The sequence below is a fragment of the Gymnodinialimonas sp. genome, from assembly GCF_059726805.1.
This window is the reverse complement of record NZ_AP041059.1, coordinates 802,540-829,408: the sequence shown is the minus strand read 5'-3', so window position 1 is coordinate 829,408 and position 26,869 is coordinate 802,540. Positions and strand designations below refer to the sequence as shown.

Genomic DNA, 26,869 nt, shown 5'->3' with positions numbered 1-26,869 from the left:
ACTGCAATCGATTCCGAAAAGAGGGTCAAATGAGCGAAGGGTTAAGCGTGATCGGATTCGATGCCGATGACACGCTGTGGCAGAACGAGTCGTTCTTTCGACTGACCGAGGATAAATTCGCAGAATTGCTGGCAGATTTCGCGGAAGGCCCGCAGTTGCGCGACCGTTTGCTGGAGTTCGAGACTAAGAACATCGGGCATTATGGTTTCGGGATCAAAGGCTTCATGCTGTCGATGATCGAAACCGCGGTGGCGGTCACCGATGGGCGCGTTGATGGTCGGGTGATTGGCGAGATCCTGGATATGGGCCAGGACATGCTGCGCCACCCCATCCACCTGCTGCCCCATGTGGAGGAAACCCTCGCCACGCTTTCGGATCGCTACCCCCTGGTGCTGATCACCAAGGGTGATCTTTTGCACCAGGAACAGAAGCTCGCAGCCAGCGGTTTGGGGGATTTGTTTTCAGCGGTCGAGATCGTGTCCGAGAAGCATCCCGGCACCTATGACCATGCGTTTTCTGTCCACGGCATGGGGCCAAAGCACGCCATGATGGTCGGCAATTCGATGAAATCCGATATCCGCCCCGCGCTTGATGTGGGGGCCCATGCCGTTTACGTGCCCCACGGCCAGACATGGGCGTTGGAGCACGCGGAAACTCCGGATGGGCACCCGCGCTATCACGAGCTGCCAAACCTGGGCGGCCTCGTAGAATTGGTTGGGGAATTGACGGATTAAGCCAAAAGGGCCCCATAAACCTCCGGCCTATGCCGTGAAATCTGGCCGCTTGGCCAATATCGATCAGTCCCGGTTCTGACCAGATGAGGGCAAGCCGCAGACATCCTGTCTCGGCGCTGTACCCAAGACAAGGACCTACCCCATGACTATGTTCAACAAGCCCGTCATCCTCGCCGCCCTGCTGTGCCCCACCATTGCTTTCGCCCAGATCGGCGTTGGCGATGTGGCCGGGACGGATGAGGCACAAATCCTCGCGTTCCTGGAGGCGGACGGCTACACCATTCAGGAGGTGGAGACCGAAGGCGATGAGCTGGAGGTCTACGCGATGCTGGACGGCGTGCTGTTCGAGATCGAGGTTGATCTGGAGACCGGCCAGATCGCCGAGATCGAGCTGGAAGACGAAGAGGATGACGACGACGATGCGGATGGCGACGACAGCGACGACGCCTGATCGCCATCCCCTCTGTCGGCCGCTCTTCTGCGGCCGGCAGATTCCATGAGAGGACACACCATGCTACCCCGTTCCGTCATCCTTTGGGGCTTGTTCAGCATCCAGGCGCTGTGTTGCGCCTATTTCCTCTATGACATTGCGCTGGATTGGATCCGCCCCACGGCAGTAAACCTGCTGACCGACAGCGACCTGGTCGAGACCATCGTGACCGTGGTCCTGTTCCTTGGCCTCGCCTTCACCGCGTCCGAGCTGCGCCGCGCGCTCAGCCATCAGGCCCGCATGACCGAGCAGCTACAGATTGCCTCCGGCGCCTTTCAGGCCGTGATCGAGGCGAAGTTCACCGAATGGAACCTGACCTCCGCCGAGCGTGATGTCGCGCTTTTGGCCATCAAGGGCTACGCGATTGCTGAAATTGCCGAGCTGCGCCAGACTGCCCAAGGCACCGCCAAGGCGCAGGCGGCCTCCGTCTATCGCAAGGCCGAGGTGTCGGGGCGGTTGCAGCTGATTTCCCTGTTCCTCGATGATCTGATGAACGACGCATTAGTCCCCGATGGGCCGGCCGATTGACCGGTGACCAGGTCCATTGGCGGGTGGTCCCCATCCTCGGGGTTGTGCAGATCCTGACGTGGGGCACCTCCTTCTACCTGCTGGCCATCCTCGCCGACCCAATCACCAACGACACGGGTTGGAGCGGTTTTTCCGTCACCCTCGGCATCTCCATTGCGCTTCTGACCTCCGGCCTCGCGGCGGGTGCCGTCGGGCGCATGATCACGGCACGGGGCGGGCGTTGGGTGATGTCCTGGGGCGTGGTGGTGCTGAGCCTTGGGCTTTTCGGGATCGCCTGGGCCCCCAACCTGCCGTTCTATCTGTCAGCCTGGGTTGTCATCGGCTGCGCCATGGCGGCCACGCTTTACGAGGCTGCCTTTTCCACCCTCGGGCGCATCTTTGGCAGCGACGCACGGGGGGCCATCACCACGTTGACCCTTGTCGCCGGGTTCAGCGCCACGATCTGCTGGCCCCTCTCTGCCCTGCTGGTCGAGGCCTTCGGCTGGCGCGGGGCTTGCGCCGTCTACGGGGTTGTCCACCTTCTTGTGACCTTCCCACTGTGCCGTTTCGGCCTGCCGCCCGCCAGCGCGCCTGTGGCCACGTCAGCCCCGGCTCGGCGCGCGATCGGATGGCAGGACGCAAGGCTGCGGTTGATGGCCGTGGCCGGGGTCTGTCTGGTGTTCATCTTCGTGAGCCTGTCGGTTCATTTGGTCCCGCTGCTCATCGCCAGCGGCTATGGTCTGGCCGCCGCCGTTGGCCTCGGTGCGCTTATCGGTCCCGCGCAGGTCGGTGCCCGCGTGCTGGAGATGTTGGGCCGCCAGCGCCATCCCCCGCAATTGACGATGATCGTGGCGACGCTCTGCGTGGCAGGCGGTGTTCTGGGCCTTGCCCTGGGTCTGCCGGCGAGCGCCTGTTTGATCATCTACGGCGCGGGCACTGGCCTTTGGACCATTGCCCGCGGCACCGTGCCCTTGGCGCTTTTCGGCGCCGAGGATTACACCGCGACCATGGCCCGTTTGGCGCTGCCGATCCTTGCCACCTCAGCCCTCGCGCCGCTCATTGGCATCAGCTTGATCCCGGTCCTGGGGCCGGGCGGTACCCTGACGGCCTTGGGCGTCGTGGCCCTGATCCCCTGCGCTGCGGCGGTGGCCCTTTGGCGCCGCCGCGCGGGTTAACGTCTCTGTGTGTTGACGACGCCGGTGCTTCGCGCCACACCGCCGTCCATGATCGATGCCCGCCTTCTTCCCCTGCAACGCGCCCTGATGTTGCCCCCTGCCCGCTGGCTGGCGGCCCGCGGTGTGCGAGCGGATCAGATCACGCTGATTGGATGCGCCGTGGGTCTTCTGGCAGCGCTCGCGGCGGCTTTGGGCCTCTACTGGTTGGCCCTGGTCGGGCTCGCCCTGAACCGCCTGGCCGACGGCTTGGATGGCGCCGTTGCACGCCTCACCACTCCGACAGATCGCGGCGCGTTTCTGGATATCGCCCTTGATTTCGTCTTCTACGCGGTCTTTCCCATCGGCTTCATCTTCGCTGATCCGACATCCAACGGCCTGCCGGGCGCCGTTCTGATCGCCAGTTTCGTGCTGACGGGCACGTCTTTCCTCGCCTTCTCCATCATCGCGGAACGGCGCGGACTGCAGGCCGAGGACTATCCGACAAAGGGCATCTACTACCTCGGAGGTCTGGCCGAAGGCGCCGAGACCATTGCGGTCTTTGCCGCCTTCTGTCTTTTCCCCCAAGCCTTTCCCGTGATCGCCTGGGCCTTTGCCGCGATCTGCATCGTCACAGGCGCAACGCGCTACATGGCGGGATGGCAAGTGTTCGGCAAAAGCTGAACCCTTGCAGCGCTTCCGGCGCGTTAGCGTACTTTCAGGACAATCTTCCCGATATGCGCGCTGCTCTCCATCCGCGCGTGTGCCTGGGCCGCATCATCCAGAGCAAAGGTCTGGTCCATCACCGGTGCAATCCGCCCGGCATCGAGCAGGGGCCAAACCTTCTCCCGCAATTCCTGTGCAATCGCCGCCTTCGCCGCGTCCGATTGCGGCCGCAGGGTCGAGCCCGAGATCGTCAAACGCCGCACCATCAGTTGCGCAAAGTTCAGCTCGATCTTGGGCCCTTGCAGGAAGGCGATCTGTTGCAGATGCCCGTCATCCGCCAGCGCCTTCACATTGCGCGGCAGATAGTCCCCGCCGACCATGTCCAGGATCACGTCCGCCCCGCCCTCGGCTTTCATCGACGCCACGAAGTCTTCCTCGCGGTAGTTGATCGCCTTTTCCGCGCCCAACGCCACACAGGCCGTGCATTTCTCATCTGAACCGGCTGTCGCAAACACCCGCGCGCCCATGGCTTTCGCCAGTTGGATCGCCGTCGTGCCAATGCCGCTCGACCCGCCGTGAACAAGGAACCGCTGCCCGGCCTTGAGGCCCGCGCGCATGAACACGTTGCTCCAAACGGTGAAGAAGGTTTCCGGCAAGGCGGCAGCCTCTGCCATTGTAAGGCCTTTGGGAAGGGGCAACGCGTGGTCCTGGTGCGTCACGACATTTTCCGCGTAACCGCCCCCCGGCAGCAACGCACATACCTTGTCCCCAACAGTCCACCGCGTAACGCCCGGCCCCACAGCAGCTACGACGCCCGACGCCTCCAACCCCGGCAAGTCCGACGCGCCGGGGGGCGGCGCATAGCTGCCTGCCCGCTGCAGCGCATCGGGGCGGTTGACGCCCGCATGATCCACGGTGATCGCGATCTGCTCGGCCCCCGGCACGGGCACGGGACGGCTACAGGGGCGCAGAACCTCCGGCCCACCGGGTGAGGAGATCTCCACTGCGCGCATCGTGTCTTCCATGTCGTATCCTCCGCTGTTGCGGCTAGATCATTCTGAAACACCGAAGATGACAAGCAGGAACCGCACCGAAGGTGCGCCACCCCATAAAACGCACCGAAGGTGCGACCGCAGGCGAGGCCGAAGGCCGAGCCTGCCCCGGCCCAAGCCCGAAGGGCGCGGGCCGCTACGCCGGAGGCGTCCAGCGCCCGGGCAAATCCTCTTGTCCCGCCCCGCGCGGCGCCCGCACCGAGGCCGCGAAGCGGTCGAGGCCCGCGGCAAAGGGCTTCAGCAATGCGTTGCGGCGCACCCGTGCCTTCACGTCTTCAATCTTCATCACGTCGCCAATCCGGCGGTCCAGAAACGCCCAACTCGCCCCGTGGCCTTCCGATTGATCGCCCAACCAGTACAGCACCGTCGCCGAGTAGACCCCCGCCAGGGTCGCGCGCTTTGTGTACCAATTGAGGTCCCGAGAGGTATCCCCCAGCCCGGTCCAAATCACGTCTGCCGTTTCCCAGACCAGCTTCGCCCCATCCGCTGCATAGGGCGGCAAGGCGAAGAGTGTCGCCCCCCGGCGCACAGCCTCTTTATCGTCTTCCACCAGATCCAGCCGGATCTTCACCGCATGGGCCACACGCTCGCGGAACCGCATCGCGCCCAGGTCCGTGGCGGCCAAGGCCTCTGCCAGGGCGCGGTCCCCGCGCCGGTGGAACGCCACCGCCAGATCAACCGCGCCGCGCGGAAACAGCGCCCGCGCCTCGGCCATCCCCACGCCCGCATCGCTCACCGATGCCGCGAAACTTGCCTCTGACCAGCCGTCAAACGGAACATGCATCCGCGCGGCATCCAGGATCGCATCACTCATATCGGTCATCGGCTGTCTCCTTCACACCGTCGCTAGAATATCGAGGGGCGCTAGACAAGATAGGGGCCAATTGCTATAGCGCCACTTCCTGCAGTTCCTTGCAAATCTAACTTAGAAAGGTGGTGACACCACATGCAGGTCAGTGTTCGCGACAACAATGTCGATCAAGCGCTCCGTGCTCTGAAGAAGAAACTTCAGCGCGAAGGCGTCTTTCGTGAGATGAAGCTCAAGCAGCATTACGAAAAACCCTCGGAGAAGCGCGCACGCGAGAAGGCGGAAGCCATCCGCCGTGCCCGCAAGCTGGCGCGCAAAAAGTTGCAGCGCGAAGGGATGCTCTAAGCACCTCTCCGCCCCCAACGGCGCCAACTTCGATCGCACATGCGAATCGCTCAAGAATTGGAAAACCCCCGAAGGTCGCACCTGCGGGGGTTTTGCTTTTTCGTCCCTTGGGGTCGGTTTACTGCCCTTGGGCGGCGATCTGCTCCAGCACCGGACGTTCGGTCAGGTCTTCCTGATCGCCCAAGGTGCCCTCCACGATCCGGGTCTGAACACCGGGCACGTTTGCCATATCGTTGAGCAGTGCCGTCGGGAACCATGTCGGGCTTACGGCCTCGAACCCCGGCGTGTTGCTCAGGATGGTGCTGATCGAGCGGGTGCATTGGGACGGCGACACCGCGCCATAGCTTTGCACCACCTGGCTGAGCTGCTGTGCCACGGCGGGCGACACCTCGACGGTTTGCATCGTCACTTCGAACACACCGTTCGACTGGAACGCGAGGTACAGGTCCAGATACTCAGGCGTCATGCCAAAGAGCACATCGTTGCGCTCCGGGATGCCCGGGTTGAACCAGCTACCTGCCGGGTCAAACAGCAGACGCTGCGCGCCGTCGATCAACAGGCCCGTATGCGCGCCCGAATCCATCCGCGTGTTGGTCGAGGTGATCACCGTCACCGTCGCAGGGCCCGGCGGCACATAGGTGGCGCGGGCCACGGCCTCGTCAGAATCCCAGATGGATTCGCCGACACAGCCCGCAAGGCTCAGCGCCGCAATGGCCGCGGCTGCAAGACGAAAGAGCCGGTTCATGTGGCGAACAGCGCCAGACCGATGACGATCACGATGCAGATGATCGCCACTCTGGTCGACATGCTCATGAAGCCATCAAACGCCTTTTCCTGCGCGCTGATGTCCATCTCGCCGTGTTTGTAGTCGTCTTGGTCGGCCATATCTCAAATCCCCGGATCAAGTCTGTTGGTTCGTGTTGCGCCCGAATTACCGCAGAACGCCCACCGTGTCAGCCCCGTCTGCACCTGGGGCATCCTAATCGCGGCATTGGGCCGCGCGGGCACACAACTGCGTGACTAGGCGAGGCTATATGCCCAGGCCCCGTCCGAGCGTCGCGCCCGCGTCACCTCCCCCAACTGATGCAGGTGGTTGAGATGCGCGACCGCCTCCACCAGCGCGAGACCATAGGTGCCCCCGTCGATCGTGCGTTTGAAAAGCGGCGGAAAGCATTCGGCCGCGCTGCAGGGGCCTTTGGCGATGTGCGCGCGCAGGTGCTTAAGCGCGCCATGGTGATTGTCGATCAACTGATCCATCCGCGCAGGCAGGCCCGTGAAAGGCAGTTTGTGCCCCGGCAAAACCAACTGCGTCTCCCGCGCGTGGGGCTGAAGTGCTTCGCAAGCCGCCATCCAATCGTCCAGGGGATCGGCGCCGGGCTCGGTGGCGTAGACGCCGATATTGGGAGAGATCGTGGCCAGCAGTTGATCGCCGCCGATCACCATTTCACCGTCCCGGCTCCAGAACGTTGCATGGTCCGGCGCGTGGCCATGGCCGAACCGAATGTCCCAGGTGCGCCCGCCCATTTCGATGGTCGCGCCCTCATGCAGGCGGGTGAACCCCAGGGGCATCGGATAGACGATGTCGGCAAAGTTGAACGGCCGCTCCGTGCGGCGGGTCGCCAGAACCTCGGCGTCCATGCCGGCATCGATCCAGAACTGCACCTGCGCATCGGTCGCCTGATCCTGCTCATCCAGCGTCAACATCCGCGCAAATAGCCAGGCGGTCCGCGTCATAAGTAGCTCAGCCCCCTGCCCCTGGAACCAGCCCGCAAGGCCCACGTGGTCCGGGTGGTGGTGCGTGACGATCAGCCGTGTCACCGGCACGCCGCCCAAGGGCCTGGCCAGGATCTTCTCCCACAACGCAATCGTGCGCCGAGAATTCACGCCCGTGTCGATCAATGTCCACCCGTCCTTGTCGCGCAGCGCGTAGACGTTGACGTGGTTCAGCACCATGGGCAGCGGGATGCGCAGCCAAAGCACCCCTTCGGCCACCTCAATCGCCTCCCCCTCAGCAGGTGCTTCAGGGAACGGGGTGCGGATCGGCTGTGTCATCGGGGCGTTCATGGGGGCGACCTACGCCGCCAGATCGTCAGGGGAAAGGTCGTAAAGCCCGCCCGAGCCGCACCGTGCCTGCGCCATCATCGCCTGCGCCTCAGGCAGCAGGCGGGTGGTGTAGAAGTGTGCAAGGCTCGCCCGGGTCTTTCCACCGGATGCCGCCGCCTTGAGGTGATACTGCGCCCCCAGCACGCGGGCGAAGGCCATCAGGTAGGGCACCGCGCCGCCGAAACGCTCGTTCATGTCGAGCGCCAAGACATCCTCGGTCGTCTTGCGCAGCGCTTGAACCATCGGAGACAGCACGGGATCATCCAGGGTCGCCACCTCGTCCAGCAGTGAAAACGCCGCCTCCCCGCCATCCATCAGCTTTCGGCCCACAAGGTCCATCGCCTGGATGCCATTCGTGCCCTCGTAGATCGCGCTGACACGGACATCGCGGGCGAACTGGGCGGCGCCGGTCTCTTCGATCACGCCCATACCGCCGTGGACCTGAATGCCGATGTTGGCGACCTTGATGCCGACTTCCGTGCCATAGGCCTTGGCAATCGGCGTCAGGAAGGCGGCGCGGGCCTCGGCCACCTTGTCACCCGCTTTTGCCAGATCCAGGGACACCGCAAGGTCCAGAGTCATGGCGCGGACCGCGAAGATCTCGGCCTTCATGTCCATCAGCATCCGGCGCACGTCGGCATGGTCGATGATCGCCCCCGTCCCGTCTTCAAGGGGCGAGCGTCCCTGCTTGCGCTCCAGCGCGAAGGCCAAAGCATGTTGATACGCAGCCTCGGCCACCGACAGGCCCTGCACCGCCACGCCCAACCGCGCGTTGTTCATCATGGTGAACATCGCGGCCATGCCCTTGTTCTCTTCGCCAATCAGCCAGCCCTGCGCGCCATCATACTGCATCACGCAGGTGGGCGATCCGTGCAGACCCAGCTTGTGCTCCAGGCTGACCACGCTGAGGGTATTGGCCACGCCGGGGTTTCCCTGCGCATCGGGGATCTTCTTGGGCACCAGGAACAGGCTGATCCCTTTCGTGCCCCTGGGTGCATCGGGCAGGCGGGCCAGCACAAGGTGGACGATGTTCTCGGCCATGTCGTGATCGCCCCAGGAGATGTAGATCTTCTGGCCGCTAATGGCGTAGGTCCCGTCCCCGTTGGGCTCTGCCTTGGTGATCAGCGCCCCCACATCTGATCCTGCCTGCGGCTCCGTCAGGTTCATAGTGCCGCACCACTCGCCCGAGGTCAGCTTGGGCAGGTACAGGTCCTTGATCGCGTCTGAGGCGTGATGCTCCAGCGCTTCGATCTGGCCCTGGGTCATCAGCGGGTTCAACTCGATGGCCAGGCACGCGCCGCCGATCATCTCGTTCACGGCCGAGGTCACGGTCAGGGGCAGGCCCATGCCGCCGTATTCAGGATCAGCTGCGATGGAGGTGAAGCCAGCTTCAGCGATGGCCTTGTAGCCATCTGCAAACCCCGGTGAGGACCGCACGACGCCGTTCTCCAAAACCGCAGGCTGCGTGTCGCCCGCACGGTTGAGCGGGGCCAGCACCTCTTCACAGATGCGCCCCGCCTCGGTCAGGATCGCTTGGACGACGTCGGTTGTAGCCTCCTCAAAGATCGGGGCCGCCTGCACGCGGTCGAAGCCCACGACATGATCGAGGCAGAAGGTGATGTCGGCAACGGGGGCGCGGTAGGGCATGGAGGTCTCTCCCAAGGCTAGCCCGTTTGCGCGCAGGGGTTTTTCGCGCTAGGGCCGTGATCGTGTTGAGGCGCATCTTGCGGCCCCGGCAAATGGTTCAGCAACTTCAACGTTACGTCACAAGATGTCACCGAGTAGACCGGAAATGTTGCAAGACGATGTCGCAGGTATCGCCCGCGCCGCCGAGGTTTTGCGTGGCGGCGGCCTCTTGGCCCTACCGACGGAGACGGTCTACGGCCTCGCCGCCGATGCAATGAATGGCCCTGCTGTGGCGCGGATCTTCGAGGCCAAGGGCCGGCCTACATTCAATCCGTTGATCGTCCACGTGCTGTCTTTGGAAGCGGCAGAGGACTTGGTGGTCTTTGATGACACCGCCCGCGCCCTCGCTGCTGCGTTCTGGCCGGGGCCGATGACGCTGGTGTTGCCCTCACGCGGGCGCGTGGCCGATCTGGTCTCTGGCGGGCTGGAGACTGTGGCGGTGCGCGTCCCCGCCCACCCGCTGGCGCGGGCCGTGTTGGATGCCTTCGGCGGGCCCGTCGCCGCGCCCTCCGCGAACCCCTCGGGGCAGATCAGCCCGACCCTGGCGCGGCATGTTGCGGCTGGCTTGGGGGCGGCGGTGGACGCGATTCTGGATGGCGGTGCCTGCGGCGTGGGGCTTGAATCGACGATCCTGGCCCCTTCGGCGCAAGGCGTGCGGTTGCTCCGCGAAGGTGGCGTGTCGCGGGAGGCGGTAGAGGCTGTCGCAAGCCCGGTCGTGGCCGACCTAACGCCGGGCCGCGTGGAGGCCCCGGGACAGATGGAACGCCACTATGCGCCCCGCACGCAGCTGGTTCTGGGAGGCGCGGCAAACCCGGGCGAGATTACCATCGGGTTCGGGGATACGGCGGGGGACTTTTCACTCTCCGAGCGCGGAGACCTCACCGAGGCCGCGGTGCGGCTCTTCGCAACGCTCCACGCCGCCGACGCTGAGGCTATCGCGCGGGGCGCGGAGGTGATCCGTGTGGCCGACGTTCCAGAAGTGGGCTTGGGAAGGGCGATCAACGACAGATTGCGCCGGGCCGCGCGCTAGGCGTGGCCTGCCTCTGATGACAACATCAAAGGGTTGATGCCGAGGCTTTGAACCGCCGCGTCCCATTTCCGGTCCATCCTTGGATCAAACACCAGGTCGGGCGTGGCGTCTGCGGTCAGCCAATCGTTACGGGCGATCTCGGCCTCCAACTGGCCCTCCCCCCATCCGGCATATCCCAACGCCAGCAAAGAACGATCCGGGCCCTCGCCGCCCGCGATGTCCTGCAGGATGTCCAACGTGCCCGTCATCGCGAAATGGGGATCGATGCGCAGGGCTTCTTCCCCGCGCGGGGCGTAGTCGGGGGAATGCAGCACGAAGCCGCGCCGCATCTCCACCGGGCCGCCGAAGCACACCGGCACCGGCGGCGTGGCACCCCGTTTGGGAATATCGAGTTGCTCCATCAGTTCCGAAAACGTGACCTCTTCCATCGGCTTGTTGACAATCAGGCCCATGGCCTGGCCCGGAGAATGCACACACAAGAAAATGACCGCGCCCGCAAACCGGGGATCTTCCATCCCAGGCATCGCAATCAGCAGTTTTCCGGTCAGATCGTGGGACAGGTCGGGCATCGCCATAGGGGCAACATGGGCCTGTTGCAGGAATCAATCAATCGTCCTTCGAGACGCAGGGTTCGCGGGAACGTGACTTTTCATTTCGTCTGCAACTTCTTAGGTCAAATGCCATGTCTTATCTATCTCGTCTCCTCCGCGTGGCCGCCCTTGGCGTGCTGACCGCTTTCCCCGCTTCGGCCCAGTACCTCTCGGTCGATGAGGTGGCAGAGGTGAGTCTGATGCCCGGATACCGCCTGGACGGCGACAGCCACATGGCCGCAATTCGCATCCGTTTGGCTCCCGGTTGGAAGACCTATTGGCGTGCGCCCGGTGACGGCGGCGTGCCGACGGTTTTGCGCCTGACCCAAGCCGATGGCGTGACGGACATGGCAATCCATTGGCCGCGCCCTAGCGTGTTCTTCACCAATGGGCTGCGGGCCATCGGATACGACGGCGACGTCATTTTGCCAGTAGAATTCGCCCTGAATGCCAATGGGACCGCGCATATTGCCGGGCGTCTGGATCTTGGCGTCTGTCTGGATGTCTGCATGCCGATCTCGGTCGATCTTGCGGGGATCCTACCCGACCAACCCACGCGCGATGGCGCGATTGCCGCCGCCCTCTCGGATCGTCCCTACACGGCGGCTGAGGCGGGTGCCGGTGCCGTAACCTGCGCGGTTGAACCCATTGCCGATGGCCTGCGCGTGACCGTTCGCGCCCAGGTGCCCGACACCGGCAACGATGAGGCGCTGGTGGTGGAACATCGCGATCCAATGATCTGGGTGTCGGAGGCCACCGCCCAACGCGAGGGCGGATGGATCACCGGCGTGGCCGATGTCGTACCCGCCGACCATGGCCCCTTTGCGATGAACCGCGGCGATCTTAGGATCACCGTGATCGGCAGCCGCATGGCCATCGAGCTGAGCCGCTGCACCGGGTGAGCGGTCGATTGCTCGACGTAACGAACAATCCCTCAACCTACCGTTCCAATACCTGACCCTACCGCGGCCTCACTCCGCAGGCGTTGCCGGTTTGCGCGGGCTGGCCAGCGCGTTGGCAATGACGCCCACAATCAGGCCGATGACACATATCGCAGCTGTACCCGCAACAAATGCCGCCAGCGCCATAGCTGCAGTGTCCCCGAAGGGCGCAAACGGTCCCCACATCGTGCCCTGTAGAATGAAGGACCCGAGTGTGGCCGCAAACGTCGCCGCACTGGCCAACGTCAGCGCGCCAATGCCCGCCGTGAAGCCGCGGCTTTGGCCAGTGGGGCGTAGCGCACGGCGGAAGCCTCGTATCTGCTGGCCGAAGTCTTGGCCCATCGCCAGAAGCGCGGGGACCACCAGCAGCACGATGATCATGCCGAAGCCCAGGCCATAGACCAGCGTGATGACCGTGGGCTTCAGGAACTGGGCGTCTTGGGATGTCTCGTAAAGAAGCGGCATCAGGCCCAACACGGTCGTCAGCGTCGTCAGCAGGACCGGTCGCAACCGGTCACATGCCCCATCGATGATCGCAGGGACCAGCCCGCGCGTTTCGGCGTATTCGTCGACCGTTGTGACCAGAACGATGGAATCGTTGATGATGATCCCGGTCATGCCGATCAGGCCCACCACCGTGAACATGCTGAGCGGCACGTCCCAGGCCACGTGGCCAAAGATCGTGCCCACAAGGCCGAACGGGATGATCGCCATCACCACCATGGGCCGCGCCCAGGACGCGAAGATCCAGGCCAGCACCAGGTAGATCCCGATCAGGCACAGCACGAAGCCGGTGAAAGCGTCGGTCAGGAAGGCGTCCTCTTCCTCCGCCAGGCCCGAAAGGCGCGTGGCGACACCGAAGTTCTCTTCGATCCGCGGGATGATAACCTCGCGCAGCTCGGTGATCACCGCCTCGGCGCGGGCCGGATCATCTTCGGACAGATCCCCCGAGACCGAGATCAGGCGCACGCCGTTTTCGCGCTGGATGGTGGAAAAGCCCTGCCGCGAGGTGACGGTGACGATATCGGCCAGCGGCACGTATTGGCCACTGTCCGAGCGTAGCAGCGTGCGGTCGAGGAAATCTGCGGTCAGCTCCCCCTCGGGCAATTCCACACGGATTGATGCGGTGCGCGGCCCATCGGGGAATGTCGCGGCCTCGATCCCGCCCAAACGGTCGCGCAGGGTGCGGCCCAGATCCGCGATCTGGAAGCCGAGCGCCTCGCCCTGCGGCGTCAGCTCCAGCGATAGCTCCTCACGGTCGTAGGCCATGGAATCATCCAGGCCCGACACCTCGGGGTAGACTGACAGCGCCGTCTGCAACGCCTCGGACGCGGATTTCAGAACGTCCGTCGTGGCCCCAAAGATCTGCACGTCAATGGCGTCGCCCCCCGGCCCGCCGCGCCAGCCCCGGAAGCTGAGGGTTTCTGCCAGGGGCAGTTGCCGGACCTCGTCTTGCAGGGCGGCGGCGAAGGCAAAGCTGGAATAGGGGCGCAGGTCGGCGCTGATCAACTCGATGGACAGCGCGCCCAGAAGGTCCGGATCCTTGTTCTCGGACCCGCCAAGGGGACGGCCGGAGTTGCCGCCGACCTCCGCCAAGACATAGGCCAGCGGGTTCACACCATGCTCGGCCTCAAACTCCGCACCCACGGCCTCCGCCGCGCGCTGCAATTCCGCCATCTGGCGCAAGCTGTCCTCGCGCGTGGCCCCGTCGACCATTGCGAAGTTCCCGGTGACCGAGCCGGTTTCGGGCGCATTGAAGAAGCGGAAAACGACGTCGCCCCGGATGAACTGCGCCGTCTGGGTCGAAAGGATGACAATCACCAAGGCGACCACCGGATAGCGCGCCCAGACCACAAAGCGCATCAGCGGACGGAAGAGCGTGCGGTTGACCCAATCGAAGCCCAGGTTCACCACCCGCGACGGCATATCGTACCAATGGGTTTTCGCGGAATGGGCCAAGGCGTGGGCCATGTGATTGGGCAGGATCAGGAAACATTCCACCAGTGACGCGAGAAGCACCACGATCACCGTGAAGGGGATGTCAGCGATCAAATTGCCGAAAGTGCCGCCCACCGCCACGAGGCCCGCGAAGGCCAGTACCGTCGTGATGGTGGCCGAGAACACCGGCGCGGCCATGCGTTTTGCGGCGTTCTCTGCGGCCACCACGGGCGGCTCGCCCAGATGCCGCGCGCGGTAATCGGCGTGTTCGCCCACGACAATGGCGTCATCCACCACGATGCCAAGCGTGATGATCAACGCGAAAAGCGAGATCATGTTGATCGTGATGCCCGCCACGAACATCAGCGCAATGGCCGCCGTCATGGCGACGGGAATACCCATCGCCACCCAGAACGCCGTGCGCGCGTTGAGGAACAGGAACAACAGCGCCACCACCAGGCCAAGGCCCAACAGCGCGTTGTCCAGAAGGATGTTCAGACGGCCCGAAATCGCCTCGGCCCGCGTGTTGATCAGGTCAATCTGCGTGCCTGCGGGAAGCGTGGCCTGCAGTGCGGCGGCCACCCGCTCCACATCTTCCTGGATCGCCAGGGCGTCGCCGTCCTCCGAGCGGTCCACGCGGATCACGATCGCCGGGTCGTCACCCACGAAATACGCGCGCTCCCGGTCGATGCCGTTGACCTCAATCAACGCCACGTCGCCCACCGATAGGACCGAGCCGTCGGCGTTGATCCGCAGGGTCAGGTTCGCGATCTCCTCGGCGGTGCGCGATTCGCTTCCCGTTCGGATCCGCGCATTGGCGGCATCCACATCACCCGCAGGCGCGGTATCCGCGGCATCTGCGATGACGCCCGAGATTTCCGCCATCGAAATGTCGTAGCGGATCAAGTTAGCGGACGGCACGATCACCACCGTCTCGGGCGCGGCGATGCCTCGGATCGTGGTGTTGGTCACGCCTGCCTCAAACAGGCGGGACACGAATTCGTCGGCAAAACGCCCAATCTGTTCCGTTGCCACGGGGCCGGTGATCACCACATCCGTGACCCGGTCGAACCAGTTGCCCCGCCTGACAGAGCCTTCTTCGGCCTCATCGGGCAAGTCCGTCACCGCATCCAAGGCTTGCTGCACCTCATCGGCAGCGCGCGACATGTCCCAGCCGGGGTCGAATTCCAACGTGATCGACGCGCGGCCCTCACGGCTCGATGCCTCGGAGGCCGCGACGCCCGGCACAAGAAGCAGCGCGGGTTCCAGCACCGCGACGATTGCGGTGTCCACGTCCTCGGCCCCCGCGCCCTCCCAGGTCATCACGACAGTGATGTCGTCGGATACGACGTCGGGGAAGAACTGCGCGCGCATCTGTGGGAAGGCGGCCAGACCGGTGACGATCATCACCACCAAAAGCAGGTTCGCCGCCGTGCGGTGCCGGGTGAAATAGCTCAGGATGCCGCCAGCCGAAGGGGAGAGCTCGCGCATCTAGCTGCCCATCCGCGCTTCAAGGCGGTTGACCATGCGCGTCGGCACTTCCTCTTCGCTCAATTGGCGCAGCATCCGCTCGCGCACATCGGCGGGGATGAAGCCGTTGCCCTCCACGAAGGTGATCAGCCGGGCACGGCGGTCGGGATCAAGGGCGATTGTTTCGGGCTCGGACGGCGCATCGGCCGCCTCCGGTCGGATCGGGTTGACGCGGATGCCGTCGCCCAACACCGGTGTCCGCGCCAACACGACGTCGCGGTCCTGAAGGCCCCGTCCGCGCACAAGCACGTCGTCGCCTTGGCGGCTCATCAGTTCCACGTCGACGGCTTCCAGCACGTTCTCTTCGCCCAGCAACAGGATCTGACCGTCCGAGCCCAACGCCGCCGAGGGCAAGCGCGCCACGAACGGCAGCGTCGGCTCATCCACTTCCACCCGTACGAAATCGCCCACACGCAGCCCTCGCGTCTCATCAAGGCGGGCAAACAACAGGCGGCCCGATTGCCCCTCTTCCACCGCGCCGCTTTCGCGGGTCAGCGTGGCGTCGGCCTGCACGTCGAGGCCGAAGACATCGAGGATCACTCGCACGGATCGCTGCGGCAGCGTGCCGTCTTCATCGAGCAGGCGAATGTACTGCGCGGTCGAGATGCGGAAGGCCACTTCCAAAGCCTCAGCGTCAATCAAAGAGGCAAGACGTTCATTGCGGTTCACCAATCGGCCCGAAGCGGCATCCACGTCGGTCAGCACGCCACTGAACTCTGCGCGCAACTCTGTCTGCGCCAAACGCCGCTCGGCCTCGGCCAGGGCAATGCGGCGACGGTCCAGGGCCGTGCCCGCGCTGTCCACGCGCGCCTCTGCCTGCGCAAGGGCGCGGCGTTGCGACAGGATCTGCTGGTTCGCCGTGGCCTCCGCCAGTTCCGCCGTCTCCACCGCAGCGGTCGAGCCGACGCCCCGCTCCAGCAGATCGCGCGCACGCACCAGGGCGCGGCTGCGGATCTCGGCCTGCATCCGTGCGGCGGTCACTTCTTCTTCGGCCAGCTCCAACGCGCGCGTGGCCTCTGCCAGCTCATTCTCGGCGTCGCGCAGGTCAGCGGCGGCGGTGTCGCGGGCCGATTGCGCCTCTGCCGGGTCAATGCGCAGCAAAAGCTGGCCTGCGGTGACCGCCCCGCCGTCCTCAAACCCCTCTGCCAGCTCGATCACGGTGCCCTCGGCGGGCGCGCGCAATTCAAGCGTGCGGCGCGACCGGATCTCTCCGAATGCCGTCAGAACCGGCGTTTCTTCCCCAAAGACCAAAGGGGCCACTTCAGCGGCAAAGATCCGTTCGCGGGACGGCGGCGGCCGCCCTTCATCTTCCCAGCGCGTTTGAAGCGAGCCATAGGTAATGTAGCCTGCAAAGGCTAACAGGCCGACGGTACAGGCCGTCAGAAAAAGGCCGATCAAAGCGCGTCCTAAGAACCGCATGGGGTGTCCCTGGGGTAAGGTGGGTATGGGTCACTATGTAGCGGCGCGTGCGCCGACGTAAAGGTTCACGCACGGCCCCGTTATTTCCGTCGCTTATGCTCGTCCAATCGCGGCATGATTTCCACGAAGTTGCAGGGGCGGTGGCGATAATCGAGCTGTTTGGACAGGATTTCGTCCCAGGCGTCCTTGCAGGCCCCGCTGCTGCCGGGCAGCGCGAACAGATAGGTCCCATCCGCGACGCCCCCCGTCGCGCGCGATTGCACCGCCGAGGTGCCGATTTTCGCCATGGAGACATGGGTGAAGACGGTCCCAAACGCCTCAATCTCTTTCTCATAGACGTCGCGGTGCGCCTCCACGGTCACATCACGCCCCGTGAGCCCGGTGCCGCCGGTCGTCAGGATCACGTCAATCTCAGGATCTGCACACCAGGCGCGCAACTGCGCGGCAATAGCAGCGCGGTCATCGCGCAGAATGTGCCGCGCCGCGAGGCGATGGCCCGCGTCGGTCAAGCGCTGCTGCAACACGTCGCCCGAAGTATCCTCGGCCAGCGTCCGCGTGTCGCTGACGGCGAGCACGGCGATGCGACAGGGGATGAAATCCCGGGTCTCGTCAATTCGGCTCATCCAACTGATCCTTTGCCTGTCACGCCAACCGCGCCTTGATCGCCAGAAGGTCTGCCCAGGCCTCTCGCTTCGCCGCCGGGTTGCGCAGCAAATAGGCCGGGTGGCACATCGGCATGGCGGGCTTACCGCCTACCTCTTCCCAGGTACCCCGCATCCGGGTGATCCCGCGCCGTCCCAGCAACCCCGCGCAGGCGTGGTTGCCCATCAGCACCAGCACATCCGGGTCCGCCAACGCGATATGGCGCTGCACAAACGGCTTCATCATCGCCAGCTCTTCCGGTTTCGGATCGCGGTTCTGAGGCGGGCGCCAGGGCAGCATGTTGGTGATGTAAAGGCCCCCCGCGCCCTCCGCGTCGCGGTCCAAGCCGATGGCCCCGAACATCTTGTCCAGAAGCTGACCGGCGCGGCCCACAAACGGCTTGCCGGTGCTGTCTTCTTCACGCCCCGGCGCTTCACCCACGATCATCACCCGGGCTGTGGGCGCGCCATCGCAGAACACGAAGTTCCGCGCCCCGCGTTTCAGGTCACAGTGCTCAAAACCCGCCATCGCCGTCCGAAGCGCCTCTAGCGAGGCTGCGCCCTCGGCCAACTGCCGGGCAATCGCCACCGTGTCGACGTCTGGCATCGCCGCGCGCACGGGCGCGGCTGTGGGCGCGGCTTTGGGCGAGGCAGCTGGCGTGGGTTTCGGCATCGCCACCGGGGCGGGCAGATCGAAGCGGTCCAGCGGCGCGTCCAGCACCGCCTCGTCCGCGCCCAACTCTACCTGCCACTCCAATGCGGCCAGCGCGTCCCAATATCCCAAATCCTCTGACATGTCTTTTAAGGTAGGCCGATTCAGCAACGCCCGAAAGGCCCGTTCAACGCCGCCCCCGCCAGTGCTTGCCCGCCAGGCCCTGCCCTGCCATGCCGTCCCCATGCAAACCGCCCGCATCCTCACCGTCTCGGCCCACTACCCGCGTGATGCAGACACGGTCTTTGCCGAGGCCATCGACATCGCCGCCATGATCGATGCCACCAGGGGCCTGGCCACCTACAAGGGCCTGCCGGGTGGCGCGTTTGCCGAAGGCGAAAGCTATCAAACCTACGTGACGGTCTGGGGCTGGATGCATAACCCCCACTACCAGATCCATGTCGAACGCCTCGACCCCGTGGCGCGCCTGATGCAAAGCCGCGAGCAAGGGCGCGCGATCCGTCAATGGGACCATACGCTGAGTGTCACACCGACGGACAGCGGCGCGATCTGGAGCGACCGGATCATCGTCGATAGCGGTCTGCTGACTGGCTACATGGTCCGCGTCGGGCGCTACCTTTACAAATACCGCCACCGCATGCGCGATGCTTCGCAGATCACCGCGACAATCACCAAGGCCTGACGCTTGCCGCCCCTGTCGGTCGCACCCTATAAGCGGGCAAACCATGGGGCACCGGTCATGACTTTCTCAAAACAGCACCTTCTGGGCATTGAAGAGCTTTCTCAGCTTGAAATCACCACCCTGCTGGACCGCGCCGATATCCACGCCGAGGCCGAGCGCGGCTCTCGTGATCATGGCAGCCCCCTGCAGGGCCTCACCCAGATCAACATGTTCTTCGAGAACTCGACGCGGACCCAGGCGAGTTTTGAGATTGCGGGCAAACGCCTGGGCGCGGACGTGATGAACATGGCGATGCAGACGTCCTCGGTGAAGAAGGGCGAAACCCTCATCGACACCGCGCTGACGCTGAATGCCATGCACCCAGACCTTCTTGTCGTGCGCCACCCCCACTCCGGCGCCGTGAAACTGCTGGCCGACAAGGTCAATTGCGCCGTGCTGAACGCGGGTGACGGCAAGCATGAACACCCGACCCAGGCGCTTTTGGATGCGCTGACCATCCGTCGCGCCAAGGGCCGCCTACATCGGTTGAACATCGCGATCTGTGGCGACATCGCCCATTCCCGCGTAGCGCGCTCGAACATCCTGCTTCTGGGCAAAATGGAGAACCGCATCCGCCTGATCGGCCCGCCGACCCTGATGCCCGCAGGCGTCAGCGATTGGGGTGTCGAGGTCTATGAGGATATGGCCGAGGGGCTTTCAGGCTGCGACGTCGTGATGATGCTTCGCCTGCAAAAAGAACGCATGGACGGCGCCTTCATCCCATCCGAGCGCGAATACTATCACCGCTTCGGGCTCGACGCCGCCAAGCTTAGCCACGCCAAAGACGACGCCATCATCATGCACCCGGGCCCGATGAACCGCGGGGTCGAGATTGACGGGCTTCTGGCAGACGACATCAACCGCAGCGTGATCCAGGAACAGGTGGAGATGGGCGTCGCCGTGCGCATGGCGGCGATGGAACTGCTGGCGGAGAATCTGCGCGAACGGCGGGCGGCGGCATGACCAACCTCCAGATCTTTGCCCTGAACGAGACCGTGGACATCTCGCACACCCACCTCACCCGCCAGAACGGGGAGGCGCCGGATTTGCCACCGCTGGCCGACTGGCTCGGCGTCGCCTCGCTCGACACCGACGAGATTGAGCTGTTTGCGATCAAGGACCTCAGCGACATGGCGTTGAGCGACTATGTCAACCTCGCCTTCGCGCCGGAAAATGACATCCCGAGCGCCACGGTCACGCGGCTTGATGCGCTTGACGGTGCTGTCCTGTTGGTGCCCGACAAAGCCCTGCCCGCGCCCCCCAACCCCGGCGCTGAAGCGACGCTGATCGCGTCTCTCCCCCTCGCTCAGGCGGACAATTCCGCCAGCCTGCCCAAGGCCAAGACCACGCCGATGCCCAATCCTGCGCCTCGGCAGCACGAGGTCGGCCCGCCCATCGCGCTTTACGCGCTGATCGGCATGGCAATCCTGGCAGCCCTGATTGTGTTCATCGGGTGGTCGTGATGGATCCCACCCAAGGCCATGCCGCCAACACCCCCACGGCCCCGCTGCGCAGCCGCGAGCATGTCGTGACAGAGTTCCACCCCGACCGCGCCACCTATTGGCGCACCAACGCTTGGATGGCCGCGATTGCGATGGCCGTGGGCATGGGCGTGCTGTGGATCATCGGCAACCCCCATGTCTGGACCGGGGCGGTTGGCGGCCTTTTTGCCATCGCGGTGCGGGCCTTCTACCTTGCCTCGGACGAGTTGAAGCAGCGCTGGGACCTGACCAACCAGCGCCTGCTCGGTCCCGGTGAGCGTGATATCGAGCTGGGCCAGATCTCTGAAGTGCTCTCCGTGATGGGCATGGTGCAGATCATCACCCAGGCCGGGGACAAGCACCTGATCAAGAACCAGGCCGCGCCGGATCAGACCATCGCGCAGATCGAGGCCGCAAAGGAGGCCTTGATTTTCGGCGACGGGACCGACAGGGACAGGTCATGACTGACATGCTTCTGACCAACGCCCGCCTGATCGACCCAGAGGCCGGGACTGAGATGCTCGGCTGGCTCCGGGTGGCGGAGGGCATGATTGCAGAGGTGGGGGATGGCGCACGGCCCGGCGGGCTTGACTGCGGTAGGTTCTGCCTTGCGCCCGGCATCGTCGATGTGGGCGTGAAGGTGGGCGAGCCCGGCGAGCGTCACAAGGAAAGCTTCCGTACCGCAGGCCTTGCCGCAGCGGCGGGCGGTGTCACGACGATGGTCACGCGCCCCGACACCACGACGCCCATCGACACCCCTGAAGTGCTGGATTTCGTCACCCGTCGCGGGCGCGATCATTCCGCCGTGCGCGTCGCCCCCATGGCCGCGCTGACCCGCGCGCGGGAAGGCCGCGAGATGGTCGAGATCGGGTTTCTGCGCGATGCCGGCGCCGTAGCGTTCTCGGATGGCGACGCCGTGACATCCAACACCAAGGTCCTGTCGCGCTGTATGACCTATGCACGCTCGCTCGGTGCCTTGATCGTGGGCCACCCGCAGGAGCCGATCCTGTCAGACGGGGCCGCCGTGACCTCGGGCAAATTCGCCTCCCTCCGGGGCCTGCCAGCCGTGACGCCGATGGCCGAGCGGATGGGGTTGGAGCGGGACCTTGCGTTGGTGGAAATGACGGGCGTGGCCTACCACGCCGACCAGATCTCGACCGCCGCCGCCCTGCCCGCACTGGCGCGCGCCAGACAGGTGCTGGATGTGACGGCGGGCGTGTCGATCCACCACCTGACGCTCAATGAATTCGACGTTGCCGACTACCGAACGTTTTTCAAACTCAAGCCGCCCCTGCGCAGCGAAGATGACCGCCAGGCGATGGTCGAGGCCGTGCGCGACGGGACCATCGATATCATCTGCTCCATGCACACGCCCCAGGACGAGGAAAGCAAGCGCCTGCCGTTCGAGGCCGCCGCCTCGGGCGCGGTCGGCTTGGAGACACTGCTGCCCGCCGCGATGCGGCTGGTCCACTCAGGCCAGTTGACGCTGCCCGAGCTGTTTCGGGCCATGTCGCTCAACCCCGCGCGCCGCTTTGGCCAGCCTTCCGGGCGGCTTAGCGCGGGCGCGCCCGCAGACCTGATCCTGTTTGACCCCGACAGGCCGTTCCAACTGGACCGGGCAACGCTGCAATCGAAGTCCAAGAACACACCGTTTGACGCAGCCCGGATGCAGGGCCGGGTGCTGCATACCTGGGTCGGCGGTGCGACAGTATTCGAGGCTGCGTTATGATCCCCGACGTCACCACAAGCCTGCCCCTCCTCGGGCTTACAGCCCTCCTCGCATATTCTCTGGGGTCGGTCCCCTTCGGGATCGTCATGGCCCGCGCGTTTGGCTTGGGGGATTTGCGCGCCATCGGCTCGGGCAACATCGGGGCCACAAATGTTTTGCGCACCGGCAACAGGCTGGCGGCCTTCCTGACCTTGGTCCTCGATGCCGGGAAGGGCGCGATTGCAGTTGTGGTGGCCCGCTTGGTTTTGGGCGAAGACGCCGCGCAGCTGGCGGGGTTCGCGGCGTTTCTGGGCCATTGCTTTCCGATCTTCCTGGGCTTCAAGGGCGGCAAGGGCATGGCCACGTTCCTGGGCACGCTGATCGCGCTGGTCTGGCCCATCGGGCTGGCGGCTTGCGCCTGTTGGGCAGTGACGGCGGCGCTTTTTCGGATGTCATCGCTGGCGGCATTGGTCGCGGCAGCGCTCAGCCCGGTGGCGGCGTTTATGTTGGGCCAGCCCACCGTCGTCGTGTTCTGCGCGGCGCTGGCGGTGCTGATTTTCATCCGCCACCACGAGAACATCGCCCGCATCCTGAAGGGTGAAGAGCCCCGGATCGGCAAGAAAACCTGAGACTTACGGGTTTCCTTACCAGAGCGTTAATACCATTGATTTTGCAAAGACCTCACGCGATTGTGCGGAGGAGCGAGGGGTATGGCGGTATTGCGCCAGCGAAAAACGCCCTCGTCACACGATAAAGTTCGGACCCTGAAAGGACAATTCCAATGGATTTCATGACGGCCGTGAAGCACGTCTTCAACAATTATGCCAACTTCCAAGGCCGCGCGCGGCGGTCCGAGTATTGGTGGTTTTATCTATTCAGCATCATCTGCAACGTGGTCGCCTCGATCGTTGATGGCGCCATCGGCTTGCCGATCCTCACGATCGTCGTGTTCCTCGCGCTGATCATTCCCGGCATCGCGGTTTCCATTCGCCGGATGCACGACACGGGCCGCTCGGGCTGGTGGATCCTGATCGTTCTGATCCCGCTGATCGGTATCATCCTCTACATCTACTGGTTCGTGCAGCGCGGCACGGTCGGGCCCAATGCCTGGGGTCAGGATCCCTACGACGCGCCCACCACCGCCTGATCCAAGGCACCAGAACCACGCTCCACGGCCCGCCCTAACCGGCGGGCCGTTTTGCATTTTCCTCAAATTCCCAAAAGATCGTCCCACGGATGCCCCATCATCGGCACAATTCGACGAGACATTGCCGTCAACACAAGATCTTAGATTGATGAGGGCGACGGGTATGGGTTTGGGAAAAGCGATCACGCATTGCTACAGCAATATGCTGAATTTTTCTGGTCGCGCGCGGCGGGCAGAATACTGGTGGTTCATGCTCTGGACGATCTTCGCGGGTGCCGCCATGGGCGCTGCAATCGGGTTTTACGCCTTCTCCAACCCCGAGATCTTGAGCCAGATGAGCACGCCGAAGACAGGCGGCGCTGCCAACTTCGAAGTCTCTGAACAGATCCAATACTATGCTGGGTATTACTTCGCCGCGAACCTGATCCTGTTCTGGCTGCCCGGCCTGGCCGTTACCATCCGCAGGCTCCACGACACCAACCGCTCGGGCGCGTGGTACTTCATCCAGCTCGTGCCGCTGATCGGCGTGATCTGGTTCCTGGTCCTGATGTGCTTGCCCGGCACCCACGGCAACAACCGCTTCGGGCCCGACAGCGCGCCGGACCGCAAACGCCCCTCCCCCGCCCATCCCGCCTTCGCCGGAGAGCTTTCAGGGGAAGAGCGCGACCGCGCCGAGATAGCCCGCCGGGCCGCCGCCAAAGACTACTACAAGCGCCACGTCCTGCCCTCGATTCAGAACGCCTGAGCCAGCCGCGCTCAAGTAGCCCGAAGGGCGGTAGCGCATAGAAAAACTAATACGAATACTCGGCGTAGATGCGGGTCAAATCCCCCGCCCATTCGCCCGAGTACTTCTCCAGCAATTCATCTGCGGGCACTTGGCCCGTCTCCACCGAATCCTTCAGGGCGTTCAGGAAATGCGTCTCATCGGGCACCAGCCCCCCGGCGCCCGGCATCGCTCGCGCGGCCAATCCCGCCTCGGAAATGGCCAGAGCCTCGCGCGCAAGGTCATGCATTTTCACACCACCCACTTCCGCCGCCAATCCCTTGACCGAGGCTTGCACCCGCATCTCTTCCCGGGTCGCCGCGTCAAAGCCCTTGCACAGGTCCCAGGCCGCATCCAACGCGCTCTGGTCATAGGTCAGCCCGACCCAGAACGCGGGCAACGCGCAGAGCCTGCGCCACGGCCCCCCATCGGCGCCGCGCATCTCGATGAACTTCTTCACCCGCGCCTCGGGGAAAAGGGTCGTCAGATGGTCCGCCCAATCGCTTAACGTCGGTTTCTCGCCGGGCAATGCGGGCAATTCGCCCTTCAGGAAATCACGGAACGACTGGCCCAGGGCATCCACATAGGCCCCATCGCGGTAGACGAAATACATCGGCACATCCAGGGCGTATTCCACCCAGGCGTCAAACCCGAAACCGTCCTCAAATATGAAGGGCACCGTCCCCGTGCGTGCCGGGTCAAGATCGCGCCAAACCCGCGAGCGCCACGACTTATGCCCATTCGGGTTGCCATCCAAAAACGGCGAGTTCGCAAACAGCGCCGTGGCCACAGGCTGCAAGGCAACCGCCACGCGCATCTTCTGCACCATGTCCGCCTCGCTCTCGAAATCCAGGTTCACCTGCACCGTACAAGTCCGCCGCATCATGGTCCGCCCCATGGTGCCGACCTTCTGCATATAGCCATCCATCAGCTTGTAGCGGCCCTTGGGCATCAGCGGCATATCCTCGTGCCGCCAGATCGGCGCGGCCCCCAGCCCTATGAAGTCAACGCCAATCATATCGGCGACCTCGCGCACCTGGCGCAGGTGGTCGTTCACCTCATCACAGGTCTGGTGCACCGTCTCCAACGGCGCGCCGGACAGCTCCAATTGCCCGCCCGGCTCCAGGCTGACATTCGCCCCGTCCTTCTCCAACCCGATGATATTGCCGCCTTCCATGACCGGCGCCCAGTTGAACCGATCGCGCAGCCCCTCCAGCACCGCCTTGACCGAGCGCTCACCCTCGTAAGGGATCGGCTGCAGCGTATCGCGACAAAATCCGAACTTCTCATGCTCGGTGCCGATGCGCCAGTCGGCCTTGGGCTTGCAGCCGTCCGACAGATATTCGGCCAACTGGCTGTAGTGCTCGATGGGGCCGCCACCGGATTGGGGGATGGACATGGGCTCGTCTCCTGACATCCCGCCCCCAGGGGGCGGCTCACTCCTGCGGCCCAAGGCGTCGCCCGTGGGGCCTACCGTGTCAAGGCCACCGGCGCGTTGCGCGCCCACAACCGCTGCGAGCCATGTGTGCGGCTTTGCACAGCCGCAATCACCCGGTCAATGTGCAGGCCAGGCAGGGCGGCAAAGGCGTCAAAAAGCGCATCCGCCCCTGCCGCATCGACGGGGATCACCAGAAGCTGCGTCGCATCCGCCAACACCCAGGCGCTGCTGCCGTCGCGTGACCGCCTAACCGACAGTACGCTCAGATCATCCAGCGCCATTGCGCCGCCGGTCTCAGGCCCCATGAACAGGATCCGCCCCTCGTCGATCTGCACCACCCCCGGGCCGTCGCCCCCGGTGACAAACCGCGCGCGTCGCACGGCAGGCACCATCGCGACAGCGCCCAGCCCGATCAGCACATAGCCAAACCCGGTCACGATCATGCCCCCCGGCCGCAGCGCGATCCACAGGCCGAGGGCCATGATGACACCCGCAATGATGACCTCTCGCCAACGCGCCAACGCGGCCTTGGCCTCGGGTCGGAAGAAACTCATCCCCAATCCCCCACATGTTCCTGCCACAGCGTCAGGGCCGCGACCGCCGCCGTGTCCGCCCGCAGGATGCGCGGCCCCAGGGACAGCACATGAACGTTCTCCATCGCATGCAACCGCGTCCGCTCCGCCTCTGAAAAGCCCCCCTCCGGCCCAATCAGTATCGCCGCAGGCGCAGAGGCACCTGCGAGGAGCGTTCGCCCCGAACGGGGCGATAGCGAGGAGGGATCATCCGCCAGTGCCTCATCGGCAAACACCAGCGCGCGGCCCGTATCCCAGCCGTCCAGAACCTTCTCCAGAGCCGCGATCTCATCGACCTGCGGCACATACGTCCCCCCACATTGCTCCGCCGCTTCCATCGCATGGGCCTGCAACTTATCCTGCCGGATCCGCTCGGCATTCGTGCGTTCCGTGCGCACCGGACAGATCCGCGCCACACCCAGTTCCGCTGCCTTTTCCACGATGAAATCCGTGCGCGCCTTCTTGATCGGCGCGAACAGGAGCCACACGTCCGGCGGCATTTGCAACGGTGCCGTCTGCTCGGCGCAGACCAACACGCCGCCGCGTTTGCCCTTGGCCGCCACCTCGGCCCGCCACTCGCCGTCCACACCGTTGAACAACGCCACTTCCGCGCCCACGCCCAATCGCATCACGTTGAAAAGGTAGTTCGCATGGTCCCGCGACACGGGAACGCTTTGCGCCGCCCCCAAGGGGTGATCTACATAGAGGCGGATCTTGGGACGGCTATTCATGGGA

At 64.5% G+C, this 26,869-nt stretch carries 30 protein-coding genes; 16 read left to right on the top strand and 14 right to left on the bottom strand.

All coding sequences use genetic code 11. The annotated features are described in order from the left end of the window. Positions 1-29: 29 nt before the first annotated feature. From AC6I9R_RS04195 to AC6I9R_RS04175, 5 genes are all read left to right on the top strand, one after another. Positions 30-734 carry an HAD family hydrolase gene (locus AC6I9R_RS04195; RefSeq protein WP_461427570.1) on the top strand — a complete coding sequence of 235 codons (705 nt, stop codon included), beginning with the start codon at positions 30-32 and terminating at the stop codon, positions 732-734. A gap of 142 nt (positions 735-876) precedes the next feature. Beyond that, positions 877-1,185 (top strand): PepSY domain-containing protein, encoded by a 309-nt coding sequence (locus AC6I9R_RS04190; protein WP_461427569.1) that lies wholly within the window; start codon positions 877-879, stop codon positions 1,183-1,185. Positions 1,186-1,245: 60 nt separating this feature from the next. After that, positions 1,246-1,752, top strand: a complete 507-nt coding sequence (locus tag AC6I9R_RS04185; protein WP_461427568.1) for a helix-turn-helix transcriptional regulator — start codon at positions 1,246-1,248, stop codon at positions 1,750-1,752. After that, positions 1,749-2,906 carry an MFS transporter gene (locus AC6I9R_RS04180; protein WP_461427567.1) on the top strand — a complete coding sequence of 386 codons (1,158 nt, stop codon included), beginning with the start codon at positions 1,749-1,751 and terminating at the stop codon, positions 2,904-2,906. The genes AC6I9R_RS04185 and AC6I9R_RS04180 overlap by 4 nt, the downstream gene beginning before the upstream one ends. Positions 2,907-2,954: 48 nt before the next feature. Further along, positions 2,955-3,566, top strand: coding sequence for a CDP-alcohol phosphatidyltransferase family protein (locus tag AC6I9R_RS04175; protein ID WP_461427566.1), 612 nt, complete (start codon positions 2,955-2,957; stop codon positions 3,564-3,566). Between the two features lie 23 nt (positions 3,567-3,589). On the opposite strand, the gene AC6I9R_RS04170 is transcribed toward AC6I9R_RS04175, so the two are convergent. Together AC6I9R_RS04170 and AC6I9R_RS04165 are read right to left on the bottom strand one after the other, a co-directional pair. Next, positions 3,590-4,573 carry an NAD(P)H-quinone oxidoreductase gene (locus AC6I9R_RS04170; protein ID WP_461427565.1) on the bottom strand — a complete coding sequence of 328 codons (984 nt, stop codon included), beginning with the start codon at positions 4,571-4,573 and terminating at the stop codon, positions 3,590-3,592. Positions 4,574-4,736: 163 nt separating this feature from the next. After that, a complete protein-coding gene (locus AC6I9R_RS04165) occupies positions 4,737-5,423 on the bottom strand; it encodes a COQ9 family protein (protein ID WP_461427564.1) in 687 nt (228 codons plus the stop codon). A 123-nt stretch (positions 5,424-5,546) separates the two neighbouring features. Here AC6I9R_RS04165 and rpsU point away from each other — a divergent pair, with 123 nt between their 5' ends. Continuing rightward, complete coding sequence (gene rpsU, locus AC6I9R_RS04160) at positions 5,547-5,753, top strand: 30S ribosomal protein S21 (RefSeq protein ID WP_011457005.1); 207 nt, start codon at positions 5,547-5,549, stop codon at positions 5,751-5,753. 118 nt (positions 5,754-5,871) lie between these two features. On the opposite strand, the gene AC6I9R_RS04155 is transcribed toward rpsU, so the two are convergent. From AC6I9R_RS04155 to AC6I9R_RS04140, 4 genes are all read right to left on the bottom strand, one after another. Further along, on the bottom strand, positions 5,872-6,498 hold the full coding sequence (locus AC6I9R_RS04155) for a hypothetical protein (RefSeq protein WP_461427563.1): 627 nt from the start codon (positions 6,496-6,498) through the stop codon (positions 5,872-5,874). Beyond that, positions 6,495-6,638, bottom strand: a complete 144-nt coding sequence (locus AC6I9R_RS04150; protein ID WP_461427562.1) for an aa3-type cytochrome c oxidase subunit IV — start codon at positions 6,636-6,638, stop codon at positions 6,495-6,497. Before AC6I9R_RS04150 ends, AC6I9R_RS04155 begins: the two co-directional genes overlap by 4 nt. A gap of 135 nt (positions 6,639-6,773) precedes the next feature. Beyond that, positions 6,774-7,805 carry an MBL fold metallo-hydrolase gene (locus tag AC6I9R_RS04145; protein ID WP_461427561.1) on the bottom strand — a complete coding sequence of 344 codons (1,032 nt, stop codon included), beginning with the start codon at positions 7,803-7,805 and terminating at the stop codon, positions 6,774-6,776. Positions 7,806-7,826: 21 nt separating this feature from the next. Then, positions 7,827-9,503: an acyl-CoA dehydrogenase gene (locus AC6I9R_RS04140; RefSeq protein ID WP_461427560.1), complete on the bottom strand. Its 1,677-nt coding sequence runs from the start codon at positions 9,501-9,503 to the stop codon at positions 7,827-7,829. Positions 9,504-9,648: 145 nt separating this feature from the next. On the opposite strand from AC6I9R_RS04140, the gene AC6I9R_RS04135 reads away from it, so the two are divergent. Next, positions 9,649-10,572, top strand: a complete 924-nt coding sequence (locus AC6I9R_RS04135; protein ID WP_461427559.1) for an L-threonylcarbamoyladenylate synthase — start codon at positions 9,649-9,651, stop codon at positions 10,570-10,572. Here the strand turns inward: AC6I9R_RS04135 and AC6I9R_RS04130 are convergent. Beyond that, positions 10,569-11,147 (bottom strand): YqgE/AlgH family protein, encoded by a 579-nt coding sequence (locus AC6I9R_RS04130; protein WP_461427558.1) that lies wholly within the window; start codon positions 11,145-11,147, stop codon positions 10,569-10,571. The two genes, AC6I9R_RS04135 and AC6I9R_RS04130, sit on opposite strands and share 4 nt — an antisense overlap. A 107-nt stretch (positions 11,148-11,254) precedes the next feature. Here AC6I9R_RS04130 and AC6I9R_RS04125 point away from each other — a divergent pair, with 107 nt between their 5' ends. After that, complete coding sequence (locus tag AC6I9R_RS04125) at positions 11,255-12,064, top strand: protein-disulfide reductase DsbD domain-containing protein (RefSeq protein WP_461427557.1); 810 nt, start codon at positions 11,255-11,257, stop codon at positions 12,062-12,064. Between the two features lie 69 nt (positions 12,065-12,133). On the opposite strand, the gene AC6I9R_RS04120 is transcribed toward AC6I9R_RS04125, so the two are convergent. The 4 genes from AC6I9R_RS04120 to AC6I9R_RS04105 all read right to left on the bottom strand — a co-directional run bounded on the left by AC6I9R_RS04120 (position 12,134) and on the right by AC6I9R_RS04105 (position 18,427). Further along, complete coding sequence (locus AC6I9R_RS04120) at positions 12,134-15,532, bottom strand: efflux RND transporter permease subunit (RefSeq protein ID WP_461427556.1); 3,399 nt, start codon at positions 15,530-15,532, stop codon at positions 12,134-12,136. Beyond that, positions 15,533-16,990, bottom strand: coding sequence for an efflux RND transporter periplasmic adaptor subunit (locus AC6I9R_RS04115; protein WP_461427555.1), 1,458 nt, complete (start codon positions 16,988-16,990; stop codon positions 15,533-15,535). It lies immediately after the preceding gene. A gap of 80 nt (positions 16,991-17,070) precedes the next feature. Further along, positions 17,071-17,613, bottom strand: a complete 543-nt coding sequence (moaB, locus tag AC6I9R_RS04110; RefSeq protein WP_461427554.1) for a molybdenum cofactor biosynthesis protein B — start codon at positions 17,611-17,613, stop codon at positions 17,071-17,073. Positions 17,614-17,632: 19 nt separating this feature from the next. Continuing rightward, entirely contained in the window at positions 17,633-18,427 is a 795-nt protein-coding gene (locus tag AC6I9R_RS04105) for a uracil-DNA glycosylase (RefSeq protein WP_461427553.1), read from the bottom strand. 100 nt (positions 18,428-18,527) lie between these two features. Between AC6I9R_RS04105 and AC6I9R_RS04100 the strand changes: the two genes are divergently transcribed. The 8 genes from AC6I9R_RS04100 to AC6I9R_RS04065 all read left to right on the top strand — a co-directional run bounded on the left by AC6I9R_RS04100 (position 18,528) and on the right by AC6I9R_RS04065 (position 24,106). Next, positions 18,528-18,986, top strand: coding sequence for a hypothetical protein (locus AC6I9R_RS04100; RefSeq protein ID WP_461427552.1), 459 nt, complete (start codon positions 18,528-18,530; stop codon positions 18,984-18,986). 57 nt (positions 18,987-19,043) lie between these two features. Beyond that, a complete protein-coding gene (locus AC6I9R_RS04095) occupies positions 19,044-19,988 on the top strand; it encodes an aspartate carbamoyltransferase catalytic subunit (protein ID WP_461427551.1) in 945 nt (314 codons plus the stop codon). Continuing rightward, positions 19,985-20,488 carry a hypothetical protein gene (locus AC6I9R_RS04090; protein ID WP_461427550.1) on the top strand — a complete coding sequence of 168 codons (504 nt, stop codon included), beginning with the start codon at positions 19,985-19,987 and terminating at the stop codon, positions 20,486-20,488. The genes AC6I9R_RS04095 and AC6I9R_RS04090 overlap by 4 nt, the downstream gene beginning before the upstream one ends. Beyond that, positions 20,488-20,970: a hypothetical protein gene (locus tag AC6I9R_RS04085; protein WP_461427549.1), complete on the top strand. Its 483-nt coding sequence runs from the start codon at positions 20,488-20,490 to the stop codon at positions 20,968-20,970. The genes AC6I9R_RS04090 and AC6I9R_RS04085 overlap by 1 nt, the downstream gene beginning before the upstream one ends. Next, the gene (pyrC, locus tag AC6I9R_RS04080) at positions 20,967-22,235 is read left to right on the top strand and encodes a dihydroorotase (protein ID WP_461427548.1); all 1,269 of its coding nucleotides are present in this window, start codon (positions 20,967-20,969) and stop codon (positions 22,233-22,235) included. Before AC6I9R_RS04085 ends, pyrC begins: the two co-directional genes overlap by 4 nt. After that, positions 22,232-22,843 carry a glycerol-3-phosphate 1-O-acyltransferase PlsY gene (gene plsY / locus AC6I9R_RS04075; protein ID WP_461427547.1) on the top strand — a complete coding sequence of 204 codons (612 nt, stop codon included), beginning with the start codon at positions 22,232-22,234 and terminating at the stop codon, positions 22,841-22,843. The genes pyrC and plsY overlap by 4 nt, the downstream gene beginning before the upstream one ends. 152 nt (positions 22,844-22,995) lie before the next feature. After that, positions 22,996-23,361 carry a DUF805 domain-containing protein gene (locus tag AC6I9R_RS04070; RefSeq protein ID WP_461427546.1) on the top strand — a complete coding sequence of 122 codons (366 nt, stop codon included), beginning with the start codon at positions 22,996-22,998 and terminating at the stop codon, positions 23,359-23,361. A gap of 202 nt (positions 23,362-23,563) precedes the next feature. Beyond that, positions 23,564-24,106 (top strand): DUF805 domain-containing protein, encoded by a 543-nt coding sequence (locus AC6I9R_RS04065; RefSeq protein ID WP_461427545.1) that lies wholly within the window; start codon positions 23,564-23,566, stop codon positions 24,104-24,106. A gap of 46 nt (positions 24,107-24,152) precedes the next feature. On the opposite strand, the gene AC6I9R_RS04060 is transcribed toward AC6I9R_RS04065, so the two are convergent. The 3 genes from AC6I9R_RS04060 to AC6I9R_RS04050 form a co-directional block, all read right to left on the bottom strand. Next, the gene (locus tag AC6I9R_RS04060; RefSeq protein ID WP_461427544.1) at positions 24,153-25,523 is read right to left on the bottom strand and encodes a glutamate--cysteine ligase; all 1,371 of its coding nucleotides are present in this window, start codon (positions 25,521-25,523) and stop codon (positions 24,153-24,155) included. A 71-nt stretch (positions 25,524-25,594) separates the two neighbouring features. Next, positions 25,595-26,116, bottom strand: a complete 522-nt coding sequence (locus tag AC6I9R_RS04055) for a hypothetical protein (RefSeq protein ID WP_461427543.1) — start codon at positions 26,114-26,116, stop codon at positions 25,595-25,597. After that, positions 26,113-26,865: a 16S rRNA (uracil(1498)-N(3))-methyltransferase gene (locus tag AC6I9R_RS04050; RefSeq protein WP_461427542.1), complete on the bottom strand. Its 753-nt coding sequence runs from the start codon at positions 26,863-26,865 to the stop codon at positions 26,113-26,115. Before AC6I9R_RS04050 ends, AC6I9R_RS04055 begins: the two co-directional genes overlap by 4 nt. Positions 26,866-26,869 lie beyond the last annotated feature (4 nt).